Source organism: Brevibacillus sp. FSL K6-0770, from assembly GCF_038000275.1.
Taxonomy (GTDB): Bacteria; Bacillota; Bacilli; order Brevibacillales; family Brevibacillaceae; genus Brevibacillus; species Brevibacillus parabrevis.
Genome location: NZ_JBBOBQ010000001.1, coordinates 322,171 through 341,576, shown reverse-complemented (window position 1 = coordinate 341,576; position 19,406 = coordinate 322,171). Strand labels below are relative to the sequence as shown.

Genomic DNA, 19,406 nt, shown 5'->3' with positions numbered 1-19,406 from the left:
GACCTCCTTCGTATATTTTTGCTTCTATTTCTCGATTATTCGGCCTGGAATGTGTTGTAGCTGACGAACTCCCCTACCGGCTTGCGGTACCCTCTCACGCGTTGGCTCGCTGTATCTTCTTTTCCGATCGTAATCATCATCGTCGGCACATAACGATCCGGAATGCGCAAAATATCGCGGACTGCTTCCGGATCAAAGCCGATCATCGGGCACGTGTCCCAGCCCTTGTCTTTGGCGGCAAGCATGAAGAGCATGGCCGACAGGCTCGCATTGCGAATCGCTTCATCCCGTTTGAACTGATCTCCACCAGCTTCGTAGAAGGAATGGACAGACGATACAGTTTGATCGTATTCGCGCTGATCCATGACTCCCAAATGCAGCAGCCCCTCGTGGATTGGCCCCACATTTTTGTACGCCTCCAGATCGCCGAGCACCAAGATGACAGCGGACGCAGTTTTTACCTTATATTGTCTCTGTGCTGCTTCATATACTCGTTCCTTTGTCTCTGGCTCGGTCACGATCACATAGTGCGCGTGCTGGAGATTAAAAGCGGATGGGGCAAATTTGACGAGCGACATGATCTCCTCAAGTTCAGCTGTCGTAATAGATTCAGTAGGGATAAATTTATTGGCAGATCTCCGGTTTTTCACTAATGCAGTAAACTCGCTCATTTTGATTTCCTCCTCGACATCACCGAATGGTGTGTGCCATTATCATCATTTTTAAAAATCTTTAATTTAAGATATTAACACAAAAAACAACTTGCCTATTGCCCTTGAGGATACTGACTGCAACAAACTTGATTGGTAGAGAAGCTGATGAGCGCGTGCAGTAAATATCTTTAATTTGAGATAATTATAGAGCCAGCATGACTCGTTGTCAACCTTTCGGGCCAGAAGAAAGTTTTTCTCCCGGCCCTGCTTCATCTATCGGGGCAATTCGCTTACAGAAACCTGCAAATCCGCTTCTTTTGGCAGCCATGCCTGCATTTGTTCCCATTTAAACAACTGTTCAATATGGTACACGCCTTGCGGAAAATCTTCCGAGTAGAGTGTTTTAGCTGCAAATGCGGCCACTTTTGCCGTCATATATGACTGGTCGCGCCCTTGCAATTGACACGTCGCCATTGCCGCGCGATTGCCCGCTTTTCCCCGTGCCTCGATCTTGATGGCAAATAGATCGTCTCCCCATTTCCAGCGCAAAAACGATTCCACGACGGCTTTCCGCACGGCTGGTCTTTTAAGCAGTCGGCAAATTCCGCTGCGGCGAAACGCAGCCACTGCTCTCGTCACCCACTCCTGATCAAAACAAAGCCGTGTGGAGACTGACGCTACACCGAGCGTTCCGGCGAGTGTCTGCTGATCGGAAAAAGGGAAGCGGTACGCTTTCTTTTTCCCCAGTTTTGCTCCGAAATCGACCAGTTTGCCGTCTGTCATGCTCTCTACGCTCACCCGGCGATGATCTTGCGTCACATCATAGCGCGTGCACAGATGGTCTACGGTCCATTCCATCGCCGCCTTGCCGTGCCGATCTCCCAAACCGAGCATGATGAAAATATCCAGCTCCGTCACTTCTTCCAGCAAACGATGCGCATGGGCTGCGAGCAGATTCGTCAAGCCCGGCGCAAGTCCGATACTGAGCACGGCAGTTCCTGTAACCTCCGCTTGGGAACGCCTGCCCCATTGCTCCAGGCGGGTCAAAAAGGCACCGGATGCAGACACATCGATGTAGTGCGTTCCGCTCAAAAGGCACTGCTCGGCGAATGCCGTATCATGCTGGTCCAGACACATCACCACCAGCTTTACTTCCGCAAGCAGCTCCTGCTCTGGCGGCTGTCGAAGATCGAACGCGAGAGGGCGCACTTTCCCCGCTGTTTCCCGGCAAAAAGCCTCGGCCTTTTCCATGCTGCGCCCGGCGGCATACACCTGGCCTGGATACAGCTCCCCGAGTTCCTTGCAGATCGTTGCCCCTACATGTCCGTAACCGCCCACCACCAGGATTTTTTGTTTTTTCATGCGCCTCGTCCTCTCTTCTGTAAAAGCTTCTCGGCCCTGCCCCCTGCGTGGACTGGAACGATTGAAGCCTGGCATCCGTCTGGTCCCTATCCGTTTGCTCGCTTTTTCCGGTCGTTGCTACGGGTCGCATACCCCCAGATGCACAGGCAGCATAAGCTGAGCCAGCCGCCCATGATAAACACGGTTTTGTACGCTTCCAAATCTGGTTGCGCCCCTGCTGTTTGTCCGTTCATCATCCCCAGGCCAAGTGCCGCGCCTGTCACCAGTCCTGCGTTTCGGGTGAGCGCGATCATGCCCCCGACTGCCCCGGCATGCTCCAGCGGAACGTGCTTCATGATGTAACTGTTGTTTGGCGAGGCGATCAACCCCATCCCGGCGCCCACCAGCGCAATCGCTGCGATCAGTTCAACCGCGGACATGTGCCCAAGCCATACTCCCAGAGCGGCCAGTCCTGCTCCCATGCTCCCCAGTCCGGCCAGTACAACGGCTTGAGCCTGATAACGGTCGGCGGCCCAGCCCCCAAGCGGCCCCGTCAATGCCAGCAGCAGAGGGTACGCTGTGAGCAGATAGCCAGCTGACAGAGAAGACATTTTCGCATAATCAAGCAGGTAGAACGGCATAACGACCAAAACCAGGTTGGCCAACACGAACGAAGCAAAACTGATCAAAAGCCCTGTCGAGACAGCAGGAAGCCGAAAAACCGCGACAGGCAAAAACGGCTCTGCCTGATGGCGTCCTCGCCAGATCAACAGCCAGAGCACGACGACGGCAAGGCCGTAAAGCATGATTTGCCGCGCCGATAGCCAGCCCCATTCATTTCCGCCAGAAATCGCAAAAATCAGGGAACTGGCTGCAATCGTGAACAAGCCCGAGCCAAAAACATCGATTGATTTCGCCTGTTTTTTCGGCAAGTGAACAGGAATGTAGCGAAACGCAAGCACAGTCGCTACAACCGCTACCGGAACATGCGCGAGAAACAGCCATTCCCAGCTCCATGCAGAAGCGATAAATCCGCCGGCAATCGGGCCAGTCATCCCGCCGAGCGCTACAGCCGTGCTCATGATCCCAAGTGCTCTCCCACGCACTTCCTTTGGCAGCAGCAGTGTAATCAGAGCGATATTCGTAGCCTGAAACATCGCCGCACCGACGGCTTGCACGACCCGCAGGACAAGCAGTGTGGCAATCGTCGTCGAACATGCGACGAGAACCGAGCTGATGGTAAAGAGCAAAAAGCCGTAGTTGTGAAGCATCCGGTGGCCGTATCGGTCACCGAGCTTGCCCATGACGGGAAGCAGCGAAGCGATGACGAGCAAATATCCGGTCGTAATCCATTGGGCCACTCCCAACTCCGTCTGAAACAGTTGCGTAAAAGAAGGCAGCGACACGTTGACGACTCCTGCCGTGAAATGCGACAAAAAAGCTCCAAGGCAGATCGCTGTCATCATGAAAAAGCGCTTTTTCGCATTCATAAGCGTCTGAAGCTGCACGCCTGTTTGCATCATCATCACCTGCTACTTTTGACCGCGAACCAGGCATTGATCAGATAAGAACCGAAGTAGCGCGAGCTGTGCTCGAACCCAGCCTCTTCCATCAGCTCTTGCACTTGGCAGGCTGGGATCGGATCAGATTCTTGGCCCATGGAGGCAGCAAAGCGCTCCCACTCGGCAAGCGAAATGCCGTTGTCGGTCATATGCGTGCGCCAGGCTTGCATTTGCATGGCAAACGCCTGCGACTGCGGATCGCCAGCAATGGCTGCGAGACAAAACGGGGCACCTGGCTTCAGCCGTGCCGCAATCTGCTGCAACAGCTCTCTTTTTGCGGCAAGACCTTTGACAAAATGAAGCACGAGCAGACATGTCGCCGCATCGTAGACTGTCTGTTCCGGCAGCACGTCGACCGTTCCTTCGTGCAAAACCGTACGCGCAGCCAAGTCCGCGCCAGCCGTTCTGTGCCGGGCGCGTTCGAGCATTTGCACCGATGGATCAATACCTGTAAACGTCCAATGCTCATGTTTTGCTCCCAGCGTCACGATTTCCTGACCGCCGCCAGCGCCTACAACAAGGATGTGCTTCTGCTCTCCGGTTTGCGGCAGCTTTGCTCCCAGCAGGCGCTCCGTCATTTCGTACAAGTAGGCGTACCCGGGAATTTTCAGCGCGATTGTCTGCTCATATTTCGCTACTTCTGGATGGTGCCAGCTTAAAGGCCGCTGTTTTTCTGTCATCTGTCTCTCTCCCGTCTTTTCCTGTCGTCAATTGCCAAAGCCTTAGCTGATCTGCTTGCGAGAAGTACGTGCCGCCATGTTGCTCCACCGAAGCTGCCGTTACATCAGCCAAAATGTGCGTTGGTCTGCCTCCCAGCACAACAATGCGCGTTCCGAGAGCGAGCGCTTCGTCCAGATCGTGTGTCACGAGCAAAACGGTCGGCTGCTCGCTTTCCCACAGCTTCCTGAACAACTGGTGCATGCCAGCTCGTGTAGCAGCGTCCAGACTTTGAAAAGGCTCATCCATAAACAACAGTCCAGGCCGCGCGGCAAAAGCGCGAACGACCGACACGCGCTGCCGCATCCCGCCGCTCAACTGGTCAGGGTATGCGTGCAGCACCGCACTCAAATCAGCAGCATCCAGCATGGCAAGCACCCGCTCTTGTTCTTGCTCTTGCCATTGCTCCAATACCCACAGGACGTTTTCCAGCACCGTCTTCTCAGGCAGAAGGCGCGGTTCCTGAAAAACGTAGCCCAGCCGTTCCCCTTCATCGCGCGAAATGACTCCCTGCGCAGGCCGGATCAGCCCGGCAGCCATTTTCAGCAGAGTCGTTTTGCCAATCCCCGATGTTCCCATCAGGCACGTCACTTGACCTTTGGCTGCCTCCAGCGAAAAGTTATCGAAAAGCAGCCGGCCAGCTCCATATTTCAACGAGATTCCTGTAAATCGCATGCGGCGCTCCCCCTCCTTTCGCGCGGCCGGGTGATTTTGCGCACGAGCACTTCCAAAGCCATCCCCAACAAGGCAACGAGCAATGTCCAGGCCATCACTTCTTCCGTTTTCAAGTAAATGCGCGCTGTGTTCATCGAAGCTCCGATTCCCGTCTGTCCGCTGATCAGCTCCGCCATGACGATCGTTTTCCAGCCCATGCCGACGCTGACGGTAAGCGCAGCCGACCAGAACGGAGCGAGCGCTGGCAAAATAATATCCACGAGCTGCTTGCGGCGATTGACCGAAAAGACGCGCGCCATCTCCAGCAGCTCCTTGGGCAATTGCCGCACGCCCTGCAAGGAATTGAAAAAGAAGAGCGGAAACAGGGCGAGTGCCACGACGAAAATTTGCGCCCCGCCATTCACCCCGAGCCAGAGAATGGCAAGCAGCATCCAGGAAACGGGGGGAACTGCCTGCAACACGGAAACGGCCGGGCTAACCAGCTTGAACACCAGCTCTTGTGCGCCTGCGAAGACGCCAAGCCCGGTTCCAAGCAAAAAAGCGATACCGAAGCCCGCTGCGAGCCTGAGAAACGAGTAGAGCAATGGCTCCATCAGGCGGCCTTTTTCGTATAAGCCAATCAACGTCTGCAAGCTCTCCCACGGCCCCGGCAAAATGACAGGAGGATACACGCGGGACAGCCCCTCCCAAGTCAAAAGCAACAGCAAGTACGTAAGGCCGCTCGGCCAGTTGTTACGAGCCGTAGTAAAAATCGGCATCTGGCACTGATCCTCCAATCGAATCGGGAGCGATTTGCAACAGAACGCCCAGGTAACGCTCCACTTCCGGTTTGGCTGTCTGCGCGTCCTTATAAAGCAGCGTAATTTTGGGCAGAGCAGAAGCCAGCACCGCCTCTGGCATGCCAAACTCTTCTGCCGCGATTTTCAATGTCTCGCCCGCTTGCTGGTTGACCTGCCGGACAGCCTCCTGATACGACTGTTCGAAGCGGGCGATATCCGCTGCATGCGTTTTGGCCCAGTCGCGATTGACGAAAACGGCCGTTTGCGGCAAGTCTTGTCCGAACTCAGCCTGCCACTCTTTTTGAAAATCGACGACTTCGCTCACTTTCCCTTTTGTTTTCATCCGCAAGCCACTCAGTACAGGCTCAGGCAACACAGCGTGCTTGATTGTGCCCGCCGCCAGTTGCTGCATGATGTCCGGAATTACGCCGTAGGCCAGGTTCACTTTGCCTTGCAGTCCTTTTTTGGCAAGCAGATGTTGCGTCAAAATATCGGGCGGCCCGCTTTGCCCCGGGATATAGACCGTCTCGTTGCTCAATTGCGAAAGCTCGCGCACGTTTGGGTCAAGCGAAATCAAATACATCGAGCCGTACGTGTTGACGTGAAGCAGCTGGATCGGCATTCCCTTTGCGTACAGATTGGCCCCGACATTGATCGGAGCAGCGTACAATGGCGCTTCATTGCCCTGTATGCCAGCCAGCAGTTGCTCTATGGAATCCCATTTGGCTATTTGGAACGTACCGTCTGCCTCTGTCTTTTCCATATAGACGGCAGGAATCAGAGACGGTGCCTTGGGCGTAAGCAGCGTGATCGCGGCAGGGCTGGCAGCAGGACCCGGCTGCTCGGCTATGTTAGTTGCCGTGTTCGTTGTGGCGCAACCAGTCAAAAGAATCAGCGCAGCCAGACTGCTTGCAAACATGCGGGTAGCGTGGCGGTAAATGGATTTCATAGCAACTCTCCAACTCCTCGTTGACTTTTGGCATCTCTTCATTAAGAATTATTCTCAATTATAGAGATGCACGATAGGAGCACCATCCCACAAATATGGGATTTTTCTGCGAATCCACTGAATCTACACGCACAGGAGAGCACAGATGAATGCAAAATGGGAAGCAAGCAAACGAAAACTGCTGACTCTGGCAAAGCGGCATTCCTCTTCTCAGGACTACCGGACGGCGCTTTTGCAGGAGCTGCGGGAGTTCGTGCCTTTTGACGGGGCGTGCTGCACGGCGGTAGACCCGCAGACGCTTCTGTCTACAGGGGCCATAACCGAGGACGGGATTGAGGCGATTCATCACGGGATTTTTGAATATGAGTACCTGCGTGAAGACTTCAATCGGTACGATCAGTTGAGCCAGTCAGCAGAAGCGGTCGCCACGCTTCATCAGGCAACCGGAGGCGAGCTTGTGCGCAGCGCGCGTTACCGCCATGTCCTGTTCCCTGCCGGATTTGCCGATGAACTGCGTGCGGCGCTCAAGTACGATGGAGCTTGCTGGGGATTTTTAACGTTGTTTCGCTTTCAGGGGCGGCCTTTTTTTAGCGAGGAAGAGCGCGAGTGGATGGCGGAGCTGGCACCGTTGATCGCCTACCAGCTGCGAAAAACGAGCCTGTCCCTGCCTGCCGAGGAGACTTCCTGGATGGAGGAAGAGACGGGGATTTTGCTCATGTCTGATCAATTGGCGATCCAATCGGCCAACACGACCGCAGACAGATGGCTTTCGCTTTTGCGCAAGTGGGAGTCGATCGATCGCCGCACCTTGCCGCGACCAGTGCGCGCTGTCTGCTCCCGGGCGTTGGCGCAATTGAACGAGTCTGACCCGAAAGCGTCCATGGCAAAAGTGTGCATCCGCATGCCTGATGGCCCTTATGTCGCGATTCAGGCAAGTCCGCTGCACGGCCAGGACGGAGCTGTCCATCTGGCGGTTTTGTTCAGCCCGGCCAAGCCAGCCGATATTCTTCCGATTGTGTGCGAGGCTTACGGATTGTCCGAGCGTGAAAAACAGCTGCTCGCTCTGATCGTGCGCGGCTTCTCTACCAAAGAGCTTGCGCACAGGCTGCACATCTCTGCCTACACGGTGCAGGATCATTTGAAGTCGATTTTTGTGAAAACAGGCGTATCCAGCAGACGCGAGTTGATCTGGCAGCTGTTTTCGAGATTCGGCGTGGAGGCAAGCGAAGGGAAATGAAAAGCAGCCTGGTCGCACCACTATTCCGGTGCAATCAGGCTGCTTTGTTGTTGCGATCATGTCATCTGATAAATCTGGATCAGGTTCCCGCACGTATCGTTCAAAACGGCGAGGATCACGTTTCCAGCCTCGGTCGGAGGCGTCTTGAAAACTACGCCGAGCTGAGTCAAGCGCTCGTACTCTTTGTTGACGTCACTCACTTCAAACGCCGTCGCAGGGATGTTTTGCTCAAAAATCGCTTTTTGGTAGGTCGATGCAGCCGGATTTCCGTTCGGCTCCAGAAGCAACTGTACACCGTCCGGCTCTTCCGGAGACACCACTGTCAGCCACTTGGCCCCTCCCATCGGAATGTCCATTTTGGTCACGAAACCGAGTATCTCCGTATAAAACTTTTGCGCCTTTTCCTGATCGTCTACAAAAACACTCGCCAAACTGATTCGCATAAGGAACCTCCTGATTACTTTTCAGCCTATTTCGCTAGTGTACCCCCGATGGGCTGCTTTCCTACCTACCTGTCTTTGGGCAAGGCAAGATGAAAAATCCATTCCTCGCCATACACGACAAAAGCTCGCTGCTCGGCATTCGCTTGCGAGACCGCAACGACGTCAACTGGCAGCGAAGTATAAATAGCCTGCTCTTCCGGCAAGCAATAAGCGGCGATAGCAGGAAAGTCGTCTTGCTCATACGGTCTGATCCAAAATCCATTCGCTACAGTCATGGAAGCTCCCTTCTATTCCTGGCACGCCTCTCTCAGCTTCTGATCGAGCACCTGAAAGACGCTTGCCAGCTTTTCTGCGGGAACGTTCGCATAGCGATCGCCTATGCTCACTTCGTAGTAGCTGGAATGCTCGTCTACCTTCCGCGCATAATGGGAGATTCCTACGCCTGTCTCCTCGCAAATGGAAAGAAGAATTTGCTCGAAACGCTCTTTGGGCAAACGGACATGCACATGGAACATGTTTGATACAGGTACGGCAGGGATGGTGGTGACACCGTGGCATTGGTTGTATCTGCTGGCGAGGTCTTTGGCCTGCTCGTAATACTCGCCGAACTTGCCCTTTCTCGCTTCAAAGTTGGCTTCGGCAGTCAAAATGTACGGATACAAGCTGATCAGATCGCCGCCATGGCGCCTTTTCCAGATCACGGCCTCTTTCGTGAAAGTCTCGTCTCCGGCCAAAATCGCTCCGGCGATGCCGCCGACTCCTTTGTACATCGAGATATAGACACTATCGAACAACGCGCATACTTCCTCGGCCGTTTTCTGATAGTATGGCAAAATTTCCAGAAGCCTTGCTCCATCCAGATGCAAGCGGATGCCTTTTTCCTTGCAGTGGCGCGAGATTGCTTGCAGCTCCTCGTAGGACGGCAGTTGTCCGCCGATTTCACGCTGCGGGAGTTCCAATAGCAGGCAGGAAATCTCCTCCGTCATGCCGAGGACATCGTCCAGCGTAATTACCCGGTGTTTGTCCGCAAGCAGCACCGCGTCGATGCCGTGGAGCTTGCGCAGCCCTTCCTCTTCATGAATCTCCAGATGGCAAAGCGGATGGTACGCCACCCGGTTGATGCCTTTTTCCTCGGACCAGATGCGCATGGCGATTTGCTGTGCCATCGTACCGCTCGGGAAAAAGACGGCGGATTCTTTTCCCAAATATTTTGCCATTTTATGCTGAAAATTCTCGATGACCGCTCCCGTTCCGTACACATCCGCCTGGAGGTCGCCATCCAGCTCCTGAAAAACAAGCTGCAATTGGCGGATATCTCTCTTGCTGTGCCCAGCTAACTGATAGGTCGTCTGATTGAATGCTTGCAGCAACGTTTTCTGATCTTCCATGTCGACAGGTCCCCTTTTTCCAGCTGAGTAGGCTGCGATTGTTTGCATGCGGCTTTGCCATGCCCCTTTATCCAAGATACCATATCTTTTTCGCAGCCTTCTCAAAATTATTGCTTCAAGTGCAATTGACGGTATTCGCTGGGGGTGCTCCCTGTCGTCTTTTTGAACAGCGTAATGAAGTACGGCGTGTTTGGCATGCCGACCTCCGTGGAAATCGCGGCGATTGACTTGTTTGATTGAGCCAAAAGCTCTTTTGCCTTGTCCAGCCGTTTCTGCTGAATGTATTCCACAGGCGTCATTTCCTTGATTCGCTTGAACGTGCGATGCAAATGGTAGGGGCTGCCGTGGCACATGTCTGCCAGATGGGCCAAGCTCAGCTTTTCGGTGTAGTGAGAGTCGATATATTGCGTCATTTGTGCGACCCACTCGCGATCCGGCAGGCGCTGACCCGTCGGCTTGCACCTTTTGCACGGGCGAAACTCCTCGCGAATCGCCTCGCTCGCCTGTTCAAATATCCGCACATTTCCCCATCTCGGCGGCTTCGACTTGCACGATGGGCGACAAAAAATGCCCGTCGTCTTCACCGCGTAAAAAAACTGCTGATCATAGGTCGCATCGTTATTGATGATGGCTTGCCATCGCTCCTCAGTAATCCCAAGCTCCATGTTGCCCACCTCCACCGTCAGTATACCCCCAAGCGAACCGCTTCGTGCTCTGTTGTAAATAAAATAGCAAGATAACGAAATGACAGTCCAGCTTTTCTTGCGATACAACTAAGAGAGTGCCAAAAGGAGGCTGTTTGATGATGAATACAAACAAACGAATATATACGGAATTGCCACGCCAATGTCTACCTGCCAACGCTTGGGTCGATAATAAGAAGGAACTGATCCTGCATACCGAACAACCTTTTTCATTTTCCCAAAACCTCCATTACTTGTCGCGCAGCAACAACGAGTGCCTGTACCAGATTGAAGGAGATCGGCTGTACAAAGCGATTCCTGTTGACGGCGACATCCCTGTCGTAGAAATTCGCGCCGACGATGACGGGCAGCTGTCTGTTCGTTTTCTCGGAGACGCTCCGCCGCCAAATGTACGCGCCCAAGTAGCGCAGTACGTTTACGACTGGTTTGATCTGGGAACCAATCTGACAAAGTTTTACGACCTGGCCCAAAACGATGCCTTGTTAAAAAACGCTGTCGCTTCTTACTACGGGCTGAAAAATATGGGCATCCCCGACCTGTTTGAAGCGATGAGCTGGGGGATTATCGGACAGCAAATCAACCTGACGTATGCCTATACGTTGAAAAGACGTCTCGTGGAAAGCTTCGGGCAACGGGTCGAGCACGCAGGGCGAACTTTTTGGGTGCATCCTGCGCCGCAAGTGATCGCCGAACTTACCGTGCAAGACCTGGAAGCGCTGCGGATGACCACGAAAAAGTGCGAGTATTTGATCGGTGTTGCACAACTCATCGTTGAAGGGAAACTATCGAAAGAGCTATTATGGGACGGAGGAGATTGTAAAAAGGCGGAGAAAAAGCTGATCAGCATTCGCGGGATTGGTCCGTGGACAGCCAACTATGTCCTCATGCGCTGTCTGAGGATGCCGTCTGCTTTTCCGATCGACGATGTCGGCCTGCACAATGCCATCAAATATGTTCAGGGTACGGAGACAAAACCGACCAAAGCCGAAATTCTGGCGCTGTCCAGCAGTTGGACAGGCTGGGAGTCTTACGCCACCTTTTACTTATGGCGTTTTCTCTACTAACCAAAGGAGGTTTCACTCGCATGCTGAAAATAGGCTCGCACGTTTCCTTCTCCGGCAAAGGTCTGCTCAATGCCGCAGAAGAAGCCGCCACCTACGGCTCTAGCACGTTCATGATTTATACGGGAGCGCCGCAAAATACAAGACGCAAACCGATCGAAGACCAATACATTGAAGAAGGCAAAGCTGTCATGGCCAAAGAGGGCGTCGAGGAAATTGTCGTGCACGCCCCTTACATTATCAATCTCGGCTCCTATAAAGAAGACACGTTTGAACTGGCTGTCCGCTTTTTGCAAGAAGAAATTCGCCGGACTGACTACATCGGCGTCAAAAACATCGTGCTCCATCCCGGCGCCTATACCGACAAGGACGCGGAGTACGGCATTGCCAGAATCGCCGAGGGCTTGAATGAAGTTCTCGCCGGCGTGAAAGACACTGACGTCAAGATCGCGCTGGAAACCATGGCCGGAAAAGGAACCGAGATCGGACGCAGCTTCGAAGAACTCGCCGCGATCATCGAAAAAGTCGAAGACAACAGCAAGCTCGCCGTCTGCATGGATACGTGCCACATTCACGATGCGGGCTACGATATCGTCAACGATTTTGACGGTGTGCTGGAGCAGTTTGACCGCACCATCGGCCTGGACCGCCTGAGTGTCGTTCACCTGAACGACAGCAAAAACTTCCGCGGCGCCGGAAAAGACCGCCATGCGCCAATCGGTGCCGGGCTGATCGGCTTTGACGCGATGAACTACATCGTCAATCACGACAAAATCCGCCACCTGCCGCTCGTTCTGGAAACACCGTGGATCGGAAAAGAAAAAGGCAAGGAGCGCCCGATGTACAAAGCCGAGATCGCCCTGCTGCGCGGCGAGATCGAACAGCGCTTCGGCGACGAATTTATGGATCACGTGGAGCGGCTGGACTATTTCTTCCGCAAGCAAGATGTGACCAGACGCGAATATGTCGTCGGCATCTGGGATCTGTTGAAAAACGACGCGAAAGCCAAAAAAGCGGACGGTCGCGAGCCGATGGAACGACTGTACGACATGGCGCACGAAGCACGCTTGTTCCCGGAGCTTTCCGAGGAAGAGCTGAATCAACGCCTGACCGCCTGGTTTGCCATCCCGAAATTCTCGTAAGCCAGGCCGCATGAATCTCTCTGGCAGATTCGACCTGAACAGCGGTGCAGCCAAAGAAAAAACGTACTTGCTTCTCGGAAGTGACGGTCGGTTGTATCGAAGCCAAACTCCGGGTACAATCGGTGGCTATCGGCGGAAAAAAATATACGGACGGCTGGACTGCCCCTCCGCTCTGCGTGCCATCGCACGGGGAGGATATGTAGCCCATCGCGTATTTTTCGCTGACGAAAAGACCGCTGTCGCTGCGGGCTATCGGCCCTGTGCAGTTTGCCTGCCTGACAAATACGCCTTGTGGAAAGCGGACCGCTCCCTATAAACTGCTGGAAGCGACATGCGACCGCTGTGTATTCATGCATTTCCTACAGCTACAGTAAATCCTACACGCCAAAAAGCTGGCCCGTGCCGATGACGGAAGCCAGCTTTTGGGCTTTTTGCTTTCTTCGCTGCTTTACTCGTTCACGCTGCCAGACACGCCATTTTTGTGCAAAAGGGGAACAGGCGGAATGACTCGGAAATACGGGACGCTCGTGACGATGGAGATACCCGCTTCCCGCAACACGGCTGCCATCTCTTCCGCTTCCTGCGCCGGGATGTCGCCCAAGGCAAAAGCATGACTGATCGCAACTCGCCCCTGCAAACCAGCCTCCGTGGTCATGGCTGCCAGCCGCTTCATGGTGAACGTGCCGAGATGACCGTGGTCGTGCAAATGCAAATCGATACCCGCCCCCGCTTCGACAGCCAAATCGACCATCTGATAGAGCGACTCTTCAATGTCCTGATCGACTGTCGCCGGGTCCACGCCGCCGACGTGTGTCGCGCCTTGCCGCAGCGCTTCCCTGACGAGTCCTTTCGCCTTGGTGCGCAACAGCCCGTGCTGCGGGAACGCGACGATTTCGTGCGTCAGCCGATCCGCATACGTCGCAAGCGCGGCCTGAACCTGCTCCAGATTGGAGATTCCTACTTCCGGATAAATGTCTACATGAGTACGCACATGGGTGGAGCCGTATGACAGCAGGACAGCAAGGAAGTTTTCCGCTCGTTCCTTGGTGGACGTCGCAATCCCCGGCAAAATCCGCTTTTCGATCTCGCAGCGCTCGATCACGTTTGCGGCCGGGATCACTGCCCGCCATTCCTCGCCCAACAAAGTCTTGTCCAGGTGGACGTGCTTTTCCAGCAAGGTCGGCATAGCCAACAGCCCTCTGGCGTCTTCCCGCTCGATGCTATCCTCGCTCAGCTCGTCAGCAGCAGACACGATCCGGGCGTTACTTGCGATTCTCAGCGCACAACTGATAGCCCCAGCCCCAGACGGTCGTAATCATCCCCGCCGCTTCCGGGGAGCGCTGGGACAGCTTTTTTCTGATTTTCCGCACGTGGGCGTCAACCGTGCGGGAATCCCGCTCGGTTTCGTCATTCCAGACGTTTTGCAGCAAATCTTCCCGCGAAAACGTCTCATTGGGATGCAGCGCTAGAAAATACAGCAGCTCAAACTCTTTGGGAGCCAGTCCCACTGTTTTTCCGCTGACCGTGACCCGATGAGCCAGCGGTTCGATCAAAAGGTCGGGATAGGAGATCGCCACAGGAGAGCCGCTGCTTTTTTTGCCTGTTTCTTGCAGACTGGCAGTCCGATGCAGGATGGCCTTGATTCTGTATACAAGCTCGTGCGGGCTGAACGGCTTGACGACATAATCATCCGCTCCCGCCTCAAAACCTCGCAAGCGGTCAGCCTGCTCCCCTCTGGCCGATACGATGACAATCGGCACCGGATCTGTTTCGCGCAGACGCAAGCACAGCTCGATCCCGTCCATACCGGGCATCATGAGATCGAGTATGATGAGGTCATAATCGATCTGTTTGACCAGTTTCAACGCTGCAAATCCGTCCTCTGCCTCATCCACGACATATCCCGCATTTTCCAGATACATGCGCAAAATACGCCTGATTCGTTCCTCGTCGTCCACGATCAAGATTGTAGCAGGATGATCTCCCATGACGCCGCTCCCTCCTCGCTTTTGCAACTGCTCCCTACGCTCCCAAAAATCGCTTGGCCGCAGGAATGCGCCTGATGACAAGCAAATCGACAAGCAGCACGGCAACCAGGGAAATGCCCACCAGCGGGAAAAACAGTCCAAACGCAATGATGATGGCTGCGACGCCTTTCATCAGCTTGTAGTTTTTCGGCAAAGCTGGCGCTCCCAGCTTGCCAGCCGGCTTGCGTTTCCACCACATGATCAGCCCGGTAAGCGAGATGCCTACCAAGCCGAGGCAAGTCAATGCCGCCAAAAGCTGGTTCGGCCAGCCGAAAAAGCGCCCCTCATGCAAAGCGATGCCGATTTCGATTGCTTTTGCCATTGTCCCGTAATCGGCAAAACGCAAGTCAGCGAGCACCTTGCCGCTGTATTGATCGATGTGCAGCGTCGCGTTATCTACCGGAGATTTCGGGAAAACCGACACGGTATAGACGCCTTTTTCTCCTTCGGGCAGATTGATCGTATATCCGGCAGGGACTTTGCGCTCAGTAGCAATGTTGACTACTTGTTCCAACGGCAATGTTTGTACTCCGCCTTTTTGAGCGGATTCCGGCACGGGCATGTTTTCGGCAGCCCACGATACTTCGGCAACAGCCTTTGTCGGGATCACTGACTCTGGTACGCTACCCCACAGTTGGTCGGGGTAGCCGGATTGTGCGGAAGTGGCTGCCTTGTTGACGTAATCGCCCCAGACGCCAGACCACGGCAAGCCTGTCATGATCAGTACAGCGGTAAACAAAGAGAGCCAGAAAGCGGGCACAGCATGCAAATCCCGCCAGAAAATGCGTTTTCCTTTCGTGAATCTCGGGATCAGTGTTCCGTACAGCGATTTTGTGTTGCGCGGCCACCACAGATAGACTCCGGTTACGAGTAAAATCATTCCCCAACAGGCTGACAGCTCGATAATCCGGTCGCCTGTTTTCCCTGCCATCAGCTCGCCGTGAAGCTTTTTCATGACTTGCATGAGCTTGTTCTGATCATCCAGCTCGCCGACGATTTTGCCGTCAAACGGGCTGACGAAGACAGTTTTGCTGACCTTGTGTTCGACAATGCCGACCTCGGCTGTTCGTGTCGGCTCATCAGACGGACGGTAGCGTGTGATGACGGCTTCCGGATAAGCCTGTCTTACTGCCTCAACTTGCATCGTCGGCGATATAGCCGTATGTCCCGCCGCGACATAGTAAAGGTCCTTGTACATCCACGCTTCAATCTGCGGCTTGTACAAATAAATTCCGCCAGTAATCGCTAACAAAATAAGAAAAGGAGCAAAAATAATTCCTGCGTAAAAATGCCACCGCCAGATCGCCACATACAAGCGTTTTTCCTTTTGTGGCTCCTCTGTTGCTTCTTGCTGATACGTTTGCGGCATCGCCATATACCCGCGTTCCCCCTCGTACTGATGATTTTACGAAATTGAGTATATGACGATTGCCCGTTTCGCTACATGACTCAACCTGGCTATTTTGGGCATGAATATGTGTCGGAAGATTGACAAGTTTCAGTTCCCGCTTCCCAAAAAGAAAAGGATATAGAGGCGGCTCTATACCCTTTTTCTGTATCGATTAAAAATCAAAGTTGTCCGGATCCGGACCGACGCGATGATTTTCATTCAAGCCGTCGATCAGCTCCATATCTTCTTTTGTCAACTCAAAATCAAACACCGAGGCATTCTCGACAATGCGCTGTTCTTTTGTCGATTTCGGAATCGTCACAACGCCATGCTGCAAGTCCCAGCGCAAGATGATTTGGGCAATCGATTTTTGGTACTTCTCAGCGATCCCTTTCAGGACAGGATTGTCCAGCAATTGGCCCTGCATCAGCGGCGACCAAGCTTCAAACTGGATGCCCTGCTCCCGGCAGTAGGCGCGCAGCTCTGTTTGGGACAGTCGCGGATGGAACTCCACCTGGTTGACCATCGGCTTGATTTCGGCGTCCTTGAGCAGCTCTTCGAGATGATGAATGTGGAAGTTGCTCACCCCGATCGCCTTGACGCGCCCTGCTTTGTGCAAAGTTTCCAGCGCTCTCCACGCTTCTTTGAATTTGCCTTCCACCGGCCAGTGAATCAAGTACAGATCGAGGTAATCCAGCCCCAGCTTGTTCAGGCTCGTTTCGTAGGCAGCCAAGGCGGATTCGTAGCCAAGGTCGGCGTTCCACACTTTTGACGTCACAAAAAGGTCTTCTCTCGCCAAGCCCGCTTCTTTCAGGCCAGCGACAATGCCGCGTCCGACACCTTCTTCGTTCTCGTAAATCGCCGCCGTGTCGATGCTCCGGTAGCCGTGCCGGATCGCAGCTTTTACGGCGTTTTCCAGCTCCGGTCCTTCCGCGACTTTAAATACGCCAAGGCCCAGCCAAGGCATTTTCACGCCGTTGTACAGTGTGGTAGTCTCTTGCAAATGCTTTGCCATGATTAATTTCCTCCATCCCTATTGTCTATTTATGAAAGACAGTCTACAGTAGTCAAATATGCGGGGTACGGTTTGACAAGTGCTATTATGAGAGACAATAGCCAAAAGAGAAAGTACGTACTTTTTTGTGCGATAGGTACTAAAAAGTGCCTATGCATGCAGGAGGGAACCGTTCTTGAAAAAGAAGTACAACATTTCAGTCGAAGCCACACTCGAAGTTATCGGCGGCAAATGGAAGTGCGTCATTCTTTGCCATCTGACGCACGGAAAAAAACGCACGAGCGAGTTGAAGCGGCTCATGCCCGGCATCACGCAAAAAATGCTCACCCAACAACTGCGCGAGCTGGAAGACGACGGGATTATCAACCGGATCACTTACAATCAGGTTCCGCCAAAGGTCGAGTACGAGCTGAGCGAGTACGGCTGGAGCCTGAAAAGCATTTTGGACGCGTTATGCGCCTGGGGTGAACAGCATATTATCAAGGAGTACGGGGACAAATATGCTGTATTGGAAGACAGCATTCTCAATAAATAACAACCGCGGCACCCCCATTCATGTGATTGAGAAAAGGATAGGTTCACCTTGGAAGCAACTGCATCTCCTGTTTTACGCCAGCTGGGCAACTCTGACCTGCTGCTGTCGCCGCTGGGGCTTGGCTGCTGGCAGTTCAGCAACGGCAATGGCATGGTCTACTCCTTTTCCTCGGTTGCCAGTGAAATGCGGGAAATGGTCGGCGAACTTTCGCGAGTCTGGTCTGAAAAAGACGTTGCCGCTCATCGAAGTGTTGGACGAACTGGCAGGCAAATACGCGTCCTCCTCCACACAAAAAGCAGACTGTGATCCGCGAGTAGATCACAGCCTGCTTCGTTTTTTCAAGAACGCAGCCAATCAACGTCGCGCCTTTTCCCGTTTTCCGCTGACTGCGGTGAGAATCGCCGCCCCCAACACCATCACTCCGCCGATCCACGGCGTATGAATCAAGCCCAGCGAATCTACGACGATTCCCCCTACAAAAGCTCCGATGGCGATTCCGAGATTAAACGCGGCAATATTGATCGCAGACGCCACATCCACCGCGCCGGGAACGTATTTTTCCGCGAGCTGCACCACGTATACTTGCAGCCCTGGCACATTCATGAACGCCAGCAAGCCCATCAACATAATCGTAATCGTGCCTGCCACCTTGAACGGCGCGGTAAACGTAAGAATGAGCAAAATGACTGCCTGAACCACAAACATGAAGAACAACGCTCGCAGCGGATTTTTGTCGGCTGCCCTCCCTCCGACTGTGTTACCGATGGCAATAGCGATGCCGTACACAAGCAAAATCAGACTGACGACATTGGCATGATAGCCTGTGATCTCTTCCAAAAGCGGCGTCAAAAACGTAAAGGTGACAAACGTTCCGCCGTAACCGAGTGCCGTAATGGCGAAGGCCAGCAACAATCGGCTATTTGTGATAATTTTCACTTGGTCTTTCAGCGAGGCAAGCTTGCCTGTTTTCAACTGGCTGGGAACGAGTATCGCGGTCGCCACCAAAGCAATCAGGCCAAGGATGGCTACGCCCCAAAACGTCGCTCTCCAGCCAAACATTTGACCAATAAACGTTCCCAAAGGCACACCTGTAACCGTGGCGACCGTCAATCCGGTAAACATCGTCGCGATCGCACTTGCCCGTTTATTTTCAGGCACCAGGTCTGCCGCAATGGTCGAGCCAATGGAAAAGAAGACACCATGGGAAAAGGCCGTGATGAAACGGGCAATGAGCAGCAAAGCAAAGCTTGATGACAGCGCAGCGACGCTGTTTCCGACGATGAAGACCACCATTAGCAAAAGCAGCAGCGTCTTGCGCGGGATTCGGCTGGTCAGCGCGGTAATGATCGGCGCTCCCACAGCCACGCCCAGCGCGTAGCCGGAAATCAAAAGTCCGGCGAGCGTGATCGTTACATGCAAATCTTGCGCGACAGTAGACAACAGACCGACAATGACAAACTCCGTCGTTCCAATGCCAAATGCACTGATTGCGAGAGCAAGTAAAGCGAGCGTGGAGTTTTTCGCACCTTTTTCATGCTGCTCTCGGTTGATAGCTGTGCTCATGATGAAAACATCCTCCTGTTATTTTACTTGCCAGTCATTCGGCAGGGCCCTTGCGCATCATGATTGGCGAATATGTTGTGTTGCTGATTGCCATTATCGAGCATGCGAGCTTTTAGCGGAAGTACGTACTTTTTAGTAGCATAGGCACAAAAAAGTGCCTTAGGCGCGCCGGATAAATCTGTTCAAGCCTGCCTGGCCCGCGTTCCCTTTGCACAAAAAAACGTC

Annotated in this window: 21 protein-coding genes and 1 pseudogene; 5 read left to right on the top strand and 17 right to left on the bottom strand. The window is 53.7% G+C overall.

Annotation, left to right across the window (positions count from 1 at the left end):
• Positions 1 to 35: 35 nt before the first annotated feature.
• From NST23_RS02010 to NST23_RS01980, 7 genes are all read right to left on the bottom strand, one after another.
• Entirely contained in the window at positions 36 to 671 is a 636-nt protein-coding gene (locus NST23_RS02010) for a nitroreductase family protein (protein WP_122962195.1), read from the bottom strand.
• Positions 672 to 926: 255 nt separating this feature from the next.
• Positions 927 to 2,015, bottom strand: coding sequence for a saccharopine dehydrogenase family protein (locus NST23_RS02005; protein WP_340963014.1), 1,089 nt, complete (start codon positions 2,013 to 2,015; stop codon positions 927 to 929).
• Between the two features lie 86 nt (positions 2,016 to 2,101).
• Positions 2,102 to 3,514, bottom strand: a complete 1,413-nt coding sequence (locus NST23_RS02000) for an MFS transporter (RefSeq protein WP_254223486.1) — start codon at positions 3,512 to 3,514, stop codon at positions 2,102 to 2,104.
• 5 nt (positions 3,515 to 3,519) lie between these two features.
• The gene (locus tag NST23_RS01995; protein WP_217023381.1) at positions 3,520 to 4,236 is read right to left on the bottom strand and encodes a class I SAM-dependent methyltransferase; all 717 of its coding nucleotides are present in this window, start codon (positions 4,234 to 4,236) and stop codon (positions 3,520 to 3,522) included.
• Positions 4,181 to 4,948, bottom strand: coding sequence for an ABC transporter ATP-binding protein (locus tag NST23_RS01990; RefSeq protein ID WP_217023380.1), 768 nt, complete (start codon positions 4,946 to 4,948; stop codon positions 4,181 to 4,183). The genes NST23_RS01995 and NST23_RS01990 overlap by 56 nt, the downstream gene beginning before the upstream one ends.
• Positions 4,924 to 5,706 carry an ABC transporter permease gene (locus NST23_RS01985; RefSeq protein ID WP_122962191.1) on the bottom strand — a complete coding sequence of 261 codons (783 nt, stop codon included), beginning with the start codon at positions 5,704 to 5,706 and terminating at the stop codon, positions 4,924 to 4,926. The genes NST23_RS01990 and NST23_RS01985 overlap by 25 nt, the downstream gene beginning before the upstream one ends.
• Positions 5,681 to 6,676, bottom strand: coding sequence for an ABC transporter substrate-binding protein (locus NST23_RS01980; protein WP_173599709.1), 996 nt, complete (start codon positions 6,674 to 6,676; stop codon positions 5,681 to 5,683). The genes NST23_RS01985 and NST23_RS01980 overlap by 26 nt, the downstream gene beginning before the upstream one ends.
• A gap of 145 nt (positions 6,677 to 6,821) precedes the next feature.
• Here NST23_RS01980 and NST23_RS01975 point away from each other — a divergent pair, with 145 nt between their 5' ends.
• A complete protein-coding gene (locus tag NST23_RS01975) occupies positions 6,822 to 7,913 on the top strand; it encodes a helix-turn-helix transcriptional regulator (RefSeq protein ID WP_122962189.1) in 1,092 nt (363 codons plus the stop codon).
• A gap of 56 nt (positions 7,914 to 7,969) precedes the next feature.
• Here the strand turns inward: NST23_RS01975 and NST23_RS01970 are convergent, their stop codons facing one another.
• The 4 genes from NST23_RS01970 to NST23_RS01955 form a co-directional block, all read right to left on the bottom strand.
• Positions 7,970 to 8,356, bottom strand: a complete 387-nt coding sequence (locus NST23_RS01970; protein ID WP_173599708.1) for a VOC family protein — start codon at positions 8,354 to 8,356, stop codon at positions 7,970 to 7,972.
• 65 nt (positions 8,357 to 8,421) lie between these two features.
• Positions 8,422 to 8,631 carry a hypothetical protein gene (locus tag NST23_RS01965; protein WP_122962187.1) on the bottom strand — a complete coding sequence of 70 codons (210 nt, stop codon included), beginning with the start codon at positions 8,629 to 8,631 and terminating at the stop codon, positions 8,422 to 8,424.
• Positions 8,632 to 8,643: 12 nt separating this feature from the next.
• A complete protein-coding gene (locus tag NST23_RS01960) occupies positions 8,644 to 9,744 on the bottom strand; it encodes a threonine aldolase family protein (protein WP_340963011.1) in 1,101 nt (366 codons plus the stop codon).
• Positions 9,745 to 9,851: 107 nt separating this feature from the next.
• A complete protein-coding gene (locus NST23_RS01955) occupies positions 9,852 to 10,409 on the bottom strand; it encodes a bifunctional transcriptional activator/DNA repair enzyme AdaA (RefSeq protein ID WP_122962185.1) in 558 nt (185 codons plus the stop codon).
• 137 nt (positions 10,410 to 10,546) lie between these two features.
• Between NST23_RS01955 and NST23_RS01950 the strand changes: the two genes are divergently transcribed.
• The 3 genes from NST23_RS01950 to NST23_RS01940 are packed head-to-tail and all read left to right on the top strand — an operon-like array spanning position 10,547 to position 12,967.
• Positions 10,547 to 11,512 carry a DNA-3-methyladenine glycosylase family protein gene (locus NST23_RS01950; protein ID WP_122962184.1) on the top strand — a complete coding sequence of 322 codons (966 nt, stop codon included), beginning with the start codon at positions 10,547 to 10,549 and terminating at the stop codon, positions 11,510 to 11,512.
• Between the two features lie 20 nt (positions 11,513 to 11,532).
• A complete protein-coding gene (locus NST23_RS01945; protein WP_173597912.1) occupies positions 11,533 to 12,651 on the top strand; it encodes a deoxyribonuclease IV in 1,119 nt (372 codons plus the stop codon).
• A 10-nt stretch (positions 12,652 to 12,661) separates the two neighbouring features.
• Complete coding sequence (locus tag NST23_RS01940) at positions 12,662 to 12,967, top strand: Ada metal-binding domain-containing protein (RefSeq protein ID WP_122962182.1); 306 nt, start codon at positions 12,662 to 12,664, stop codon at positions 12,965 to 12,967.
• 141 nt (positions 12,968 to 13,108) lie between these two features.
• Here NST23_RS01940 and NST23_RS01935 read toward each other — a convergent pair.
• From NST23_RS01935 to NST23_RS01920, 4 genes and pseudogenes are all read right to left on the bottom strand, one after another.
• Positions 13,109 to 13,870 (bottom strand): annotated as a pseudogene (locus tag NST23_RS01935) (amidohydrolase family protein); the annotation flags it as partial.
• A gap of 43 nt (positions 13,871 to 13,913) precedes the next feature.
• Entirely contained in the window at positions 13,914 to 14,639 is a 726-nt protein-coding gene (locus NST23_RS01930) for a response regulator transcription factor (RefSeq protein WP_122962181.1), read from the bottom strand.
• A 34-nt stretch (positions 14,640 to 14,673) separates the two neighbouring features.
• Positions 14,674 to 16,053: a PepSY-associated TM helix domain-containing protein gene (locus tag NST23_RS01925; protein ID WP_340963009.1), complete on the bottom strand. Its 1,380-nt coding sequence runs from the start codon at positions 16,051 to 16,053 to the stop codon at positions 14,674 to 14,676.
• Positions 16,054 to 16,240: 187 nt separating this feature from the next.
• Positions 16,241 to 17,083 (bottom strand): aldo/keto reductase, encoded by an 843-nt coding sequence (locus tag NST23_RS01920; protein WP_340963007.1) that lies wholly within the window; start codon positions 17,081 to 17,083, stop codon positions 16,241 to 16,243.
• Between the two features lie 175 nt (positions 17,084 to 17,258).
• Between NST23_RS01920 and NST23_RS01915 the strand changes: the two genes are divergently transcribed.
• A complete protein-coding gene (locus NST23_RS01915) occupies positions 17,259 to 17,618 on the top strand; it encodes a winged helix-turn-helix transcriptional regulator (RefSeq protein WP_122962178.1) in 360 nt (119 codons plus the stop codon).
• Positions 17,619 to 17,690: 72 nt separating this feature from the next.
• On the opposite strand, the gene NST23_RS01910 is transcribed toward NST23_RS01915, so the two are convergent.
• Both NST23_RS01910 and NST23_RS01905 read right to left on the bottom strand, forming a co-directional pair.
• Positions 17,691 to 17,888: a hypothetical protein gene (locus tag NST23_RS01910; RefSeq protein WP_340963005.1), complete on the bottom strand. Its 198-nt coding sequence runs from the start codon at positions 17,886 to 17,888 to the stop codon at positions 17,691 to 17,693.
• An 84-nt stretch (positions 17,889 to 17,972) separates the two neighbouring features.
• The gene (locus NST23_RS01905; protein ID WP_340963004.1) at positions 17,973 to 19,181 is read right to left on the bottom strand and encodes an MFS transporter; all 1,209 of its coding nucleotides are present in this window, start codon (positions 19,179 to 19,181) and stop codon (positions 17,973 to 17,975) included.
• Between the last annotated feature and the right edge of the window lie 225 nt (positions 19,182 to 19,406).

Bases quoted from the DNA above. Each gene is read 5' to 3' on its own strand.
- NST23_RS02010 (WP_122962195.1), bottom strand. From the start codon at position 671: ATGAGCGAGTTTACTGCATTAGTGAAAAACCGGAGATCTGCCAATAAA.
- NST23_RS02005 (WP_340963014.1), bottom strand. From the start codon at position 2,015: ATGAAAAAACAAAAAATCCTGGTGGTGGGCGGTTACGGACATGTAGGG.
- NST23_RS02000 (WP_254223486.1), bottom strand. From the start codon at position 3,514: ATGCAAACAGGCGTGCAGCTTCAGACGCTTATGAATGCGAAAAAGCGC.
- NST23_RS01995 (WP_217023381.1), bottom strand. From the start codon at position 4,236: ATGACAGAAAAACAGCGGCCTTTAAGCTGGCACCATCCAGAAGTAGCG.
- NST23_RS01990 (WP_217023380.1), bottom strand. From the start codon at position 4,948: ATGCGATTTACAGGAATCTCGTTGAAATATGGAGCTGGCCGGCTGCTT.
- NST23_RS01985 (WP_122962191.1), bottom strand. From the start codon at position 5,706: ATGCCGATTTTTACTACGGCTCGTAACAACTGGCCGAGCGGCCTTACG.
- NST23_RS01980 (WP_173599709.1), bottom strand. From the start codon at position 6,676: ATGAAATCCATTTACCGCCACGCTACCCGCATGTTTGCAAGCAGTCTG.
- NST23_RS01975 (WP_122962189.1), top strand. From the start codon at position 6,822: ATGAATGCAAAATGGGAAGCAAGCAAACGAAAACTGCTGACTCTGGCA.
- NST23_RS01970 (WP_173599708.1), bottom strand. From the start codon at position 8,356: ATGCGAATCAGTTTGGCGAGTGTTTTTGTAGACGATCAGGAAAAGGCG.
- NST23_RS01965 (WP_122962187.1), bottom strand. From the start codon at position 8,631: ATGACTGTAGCGAATGGATTTTGGATCAGACCGTATGAGCAAGACGAC.
- NST23_RS01960 (WP_340963011.1), bottom strand. From the start codon at position 9,744: ATGGAAGATCAGAAAACGTTGCTGCAAGCATTCAATCAGACGACCTAT.
- NST23_RS01955 (WP_122962185.1), bottom strand. From the start codon at position 10,409: ATGGAGCTTGGGATTACTGAGGAGCGATGGCAAGCCATCATCAATAAC.
- NST23_RS01950 (WP_122962184.1), top strand. From the start codon at position 10,547: ATGATGAATACAAACAAACGAATATATACGGAATTGCCACGCCAATGT.
- NST23_RS01945 (WP_173597912.1), top strand. From the start codon at position 11,533: ATGCTGAAAATAGGCTCGCACGTTTCCTTCTCCGGCAAAGGTCTGCTC.
- NST23_RS01940 (WP_122962182.1), top strand. From the start codon at position 12,662: ATGAATCTCTCTGGCAGATTCGACCTGAACAGCGGTGCAGCCAAAGAA.
- NST23_RS01930 (WP_122962181.1), bottom strand. From the start codon at position 14,639: ATGGGAGATCATCCTGCTACAATCTTGATCGTGGACGACGAGGAACGA.
- NST23_RS01925 (WP_340963009.1), bottom strand. From the start codon at position 16,053: ATGGCGATGCCGCAAACGTATCAGCAAGAAGCAACAGAGGAGCCACAA.
- NST23_RS01920 (WP_340963007.1), bottom strand. From the start codon at position 17,083: ATGGCAAAGCATTTGCAAGAGACTACCACACTGTACAACGGCGTGAAA.
- NST23_RS01905 (WP_340963004.1), bottom strand. From the start codon at position 19,181: ATGAGCACAGCTATCAACCGAGAGCAGCATGAAAAAGGTGCGAAAAAC.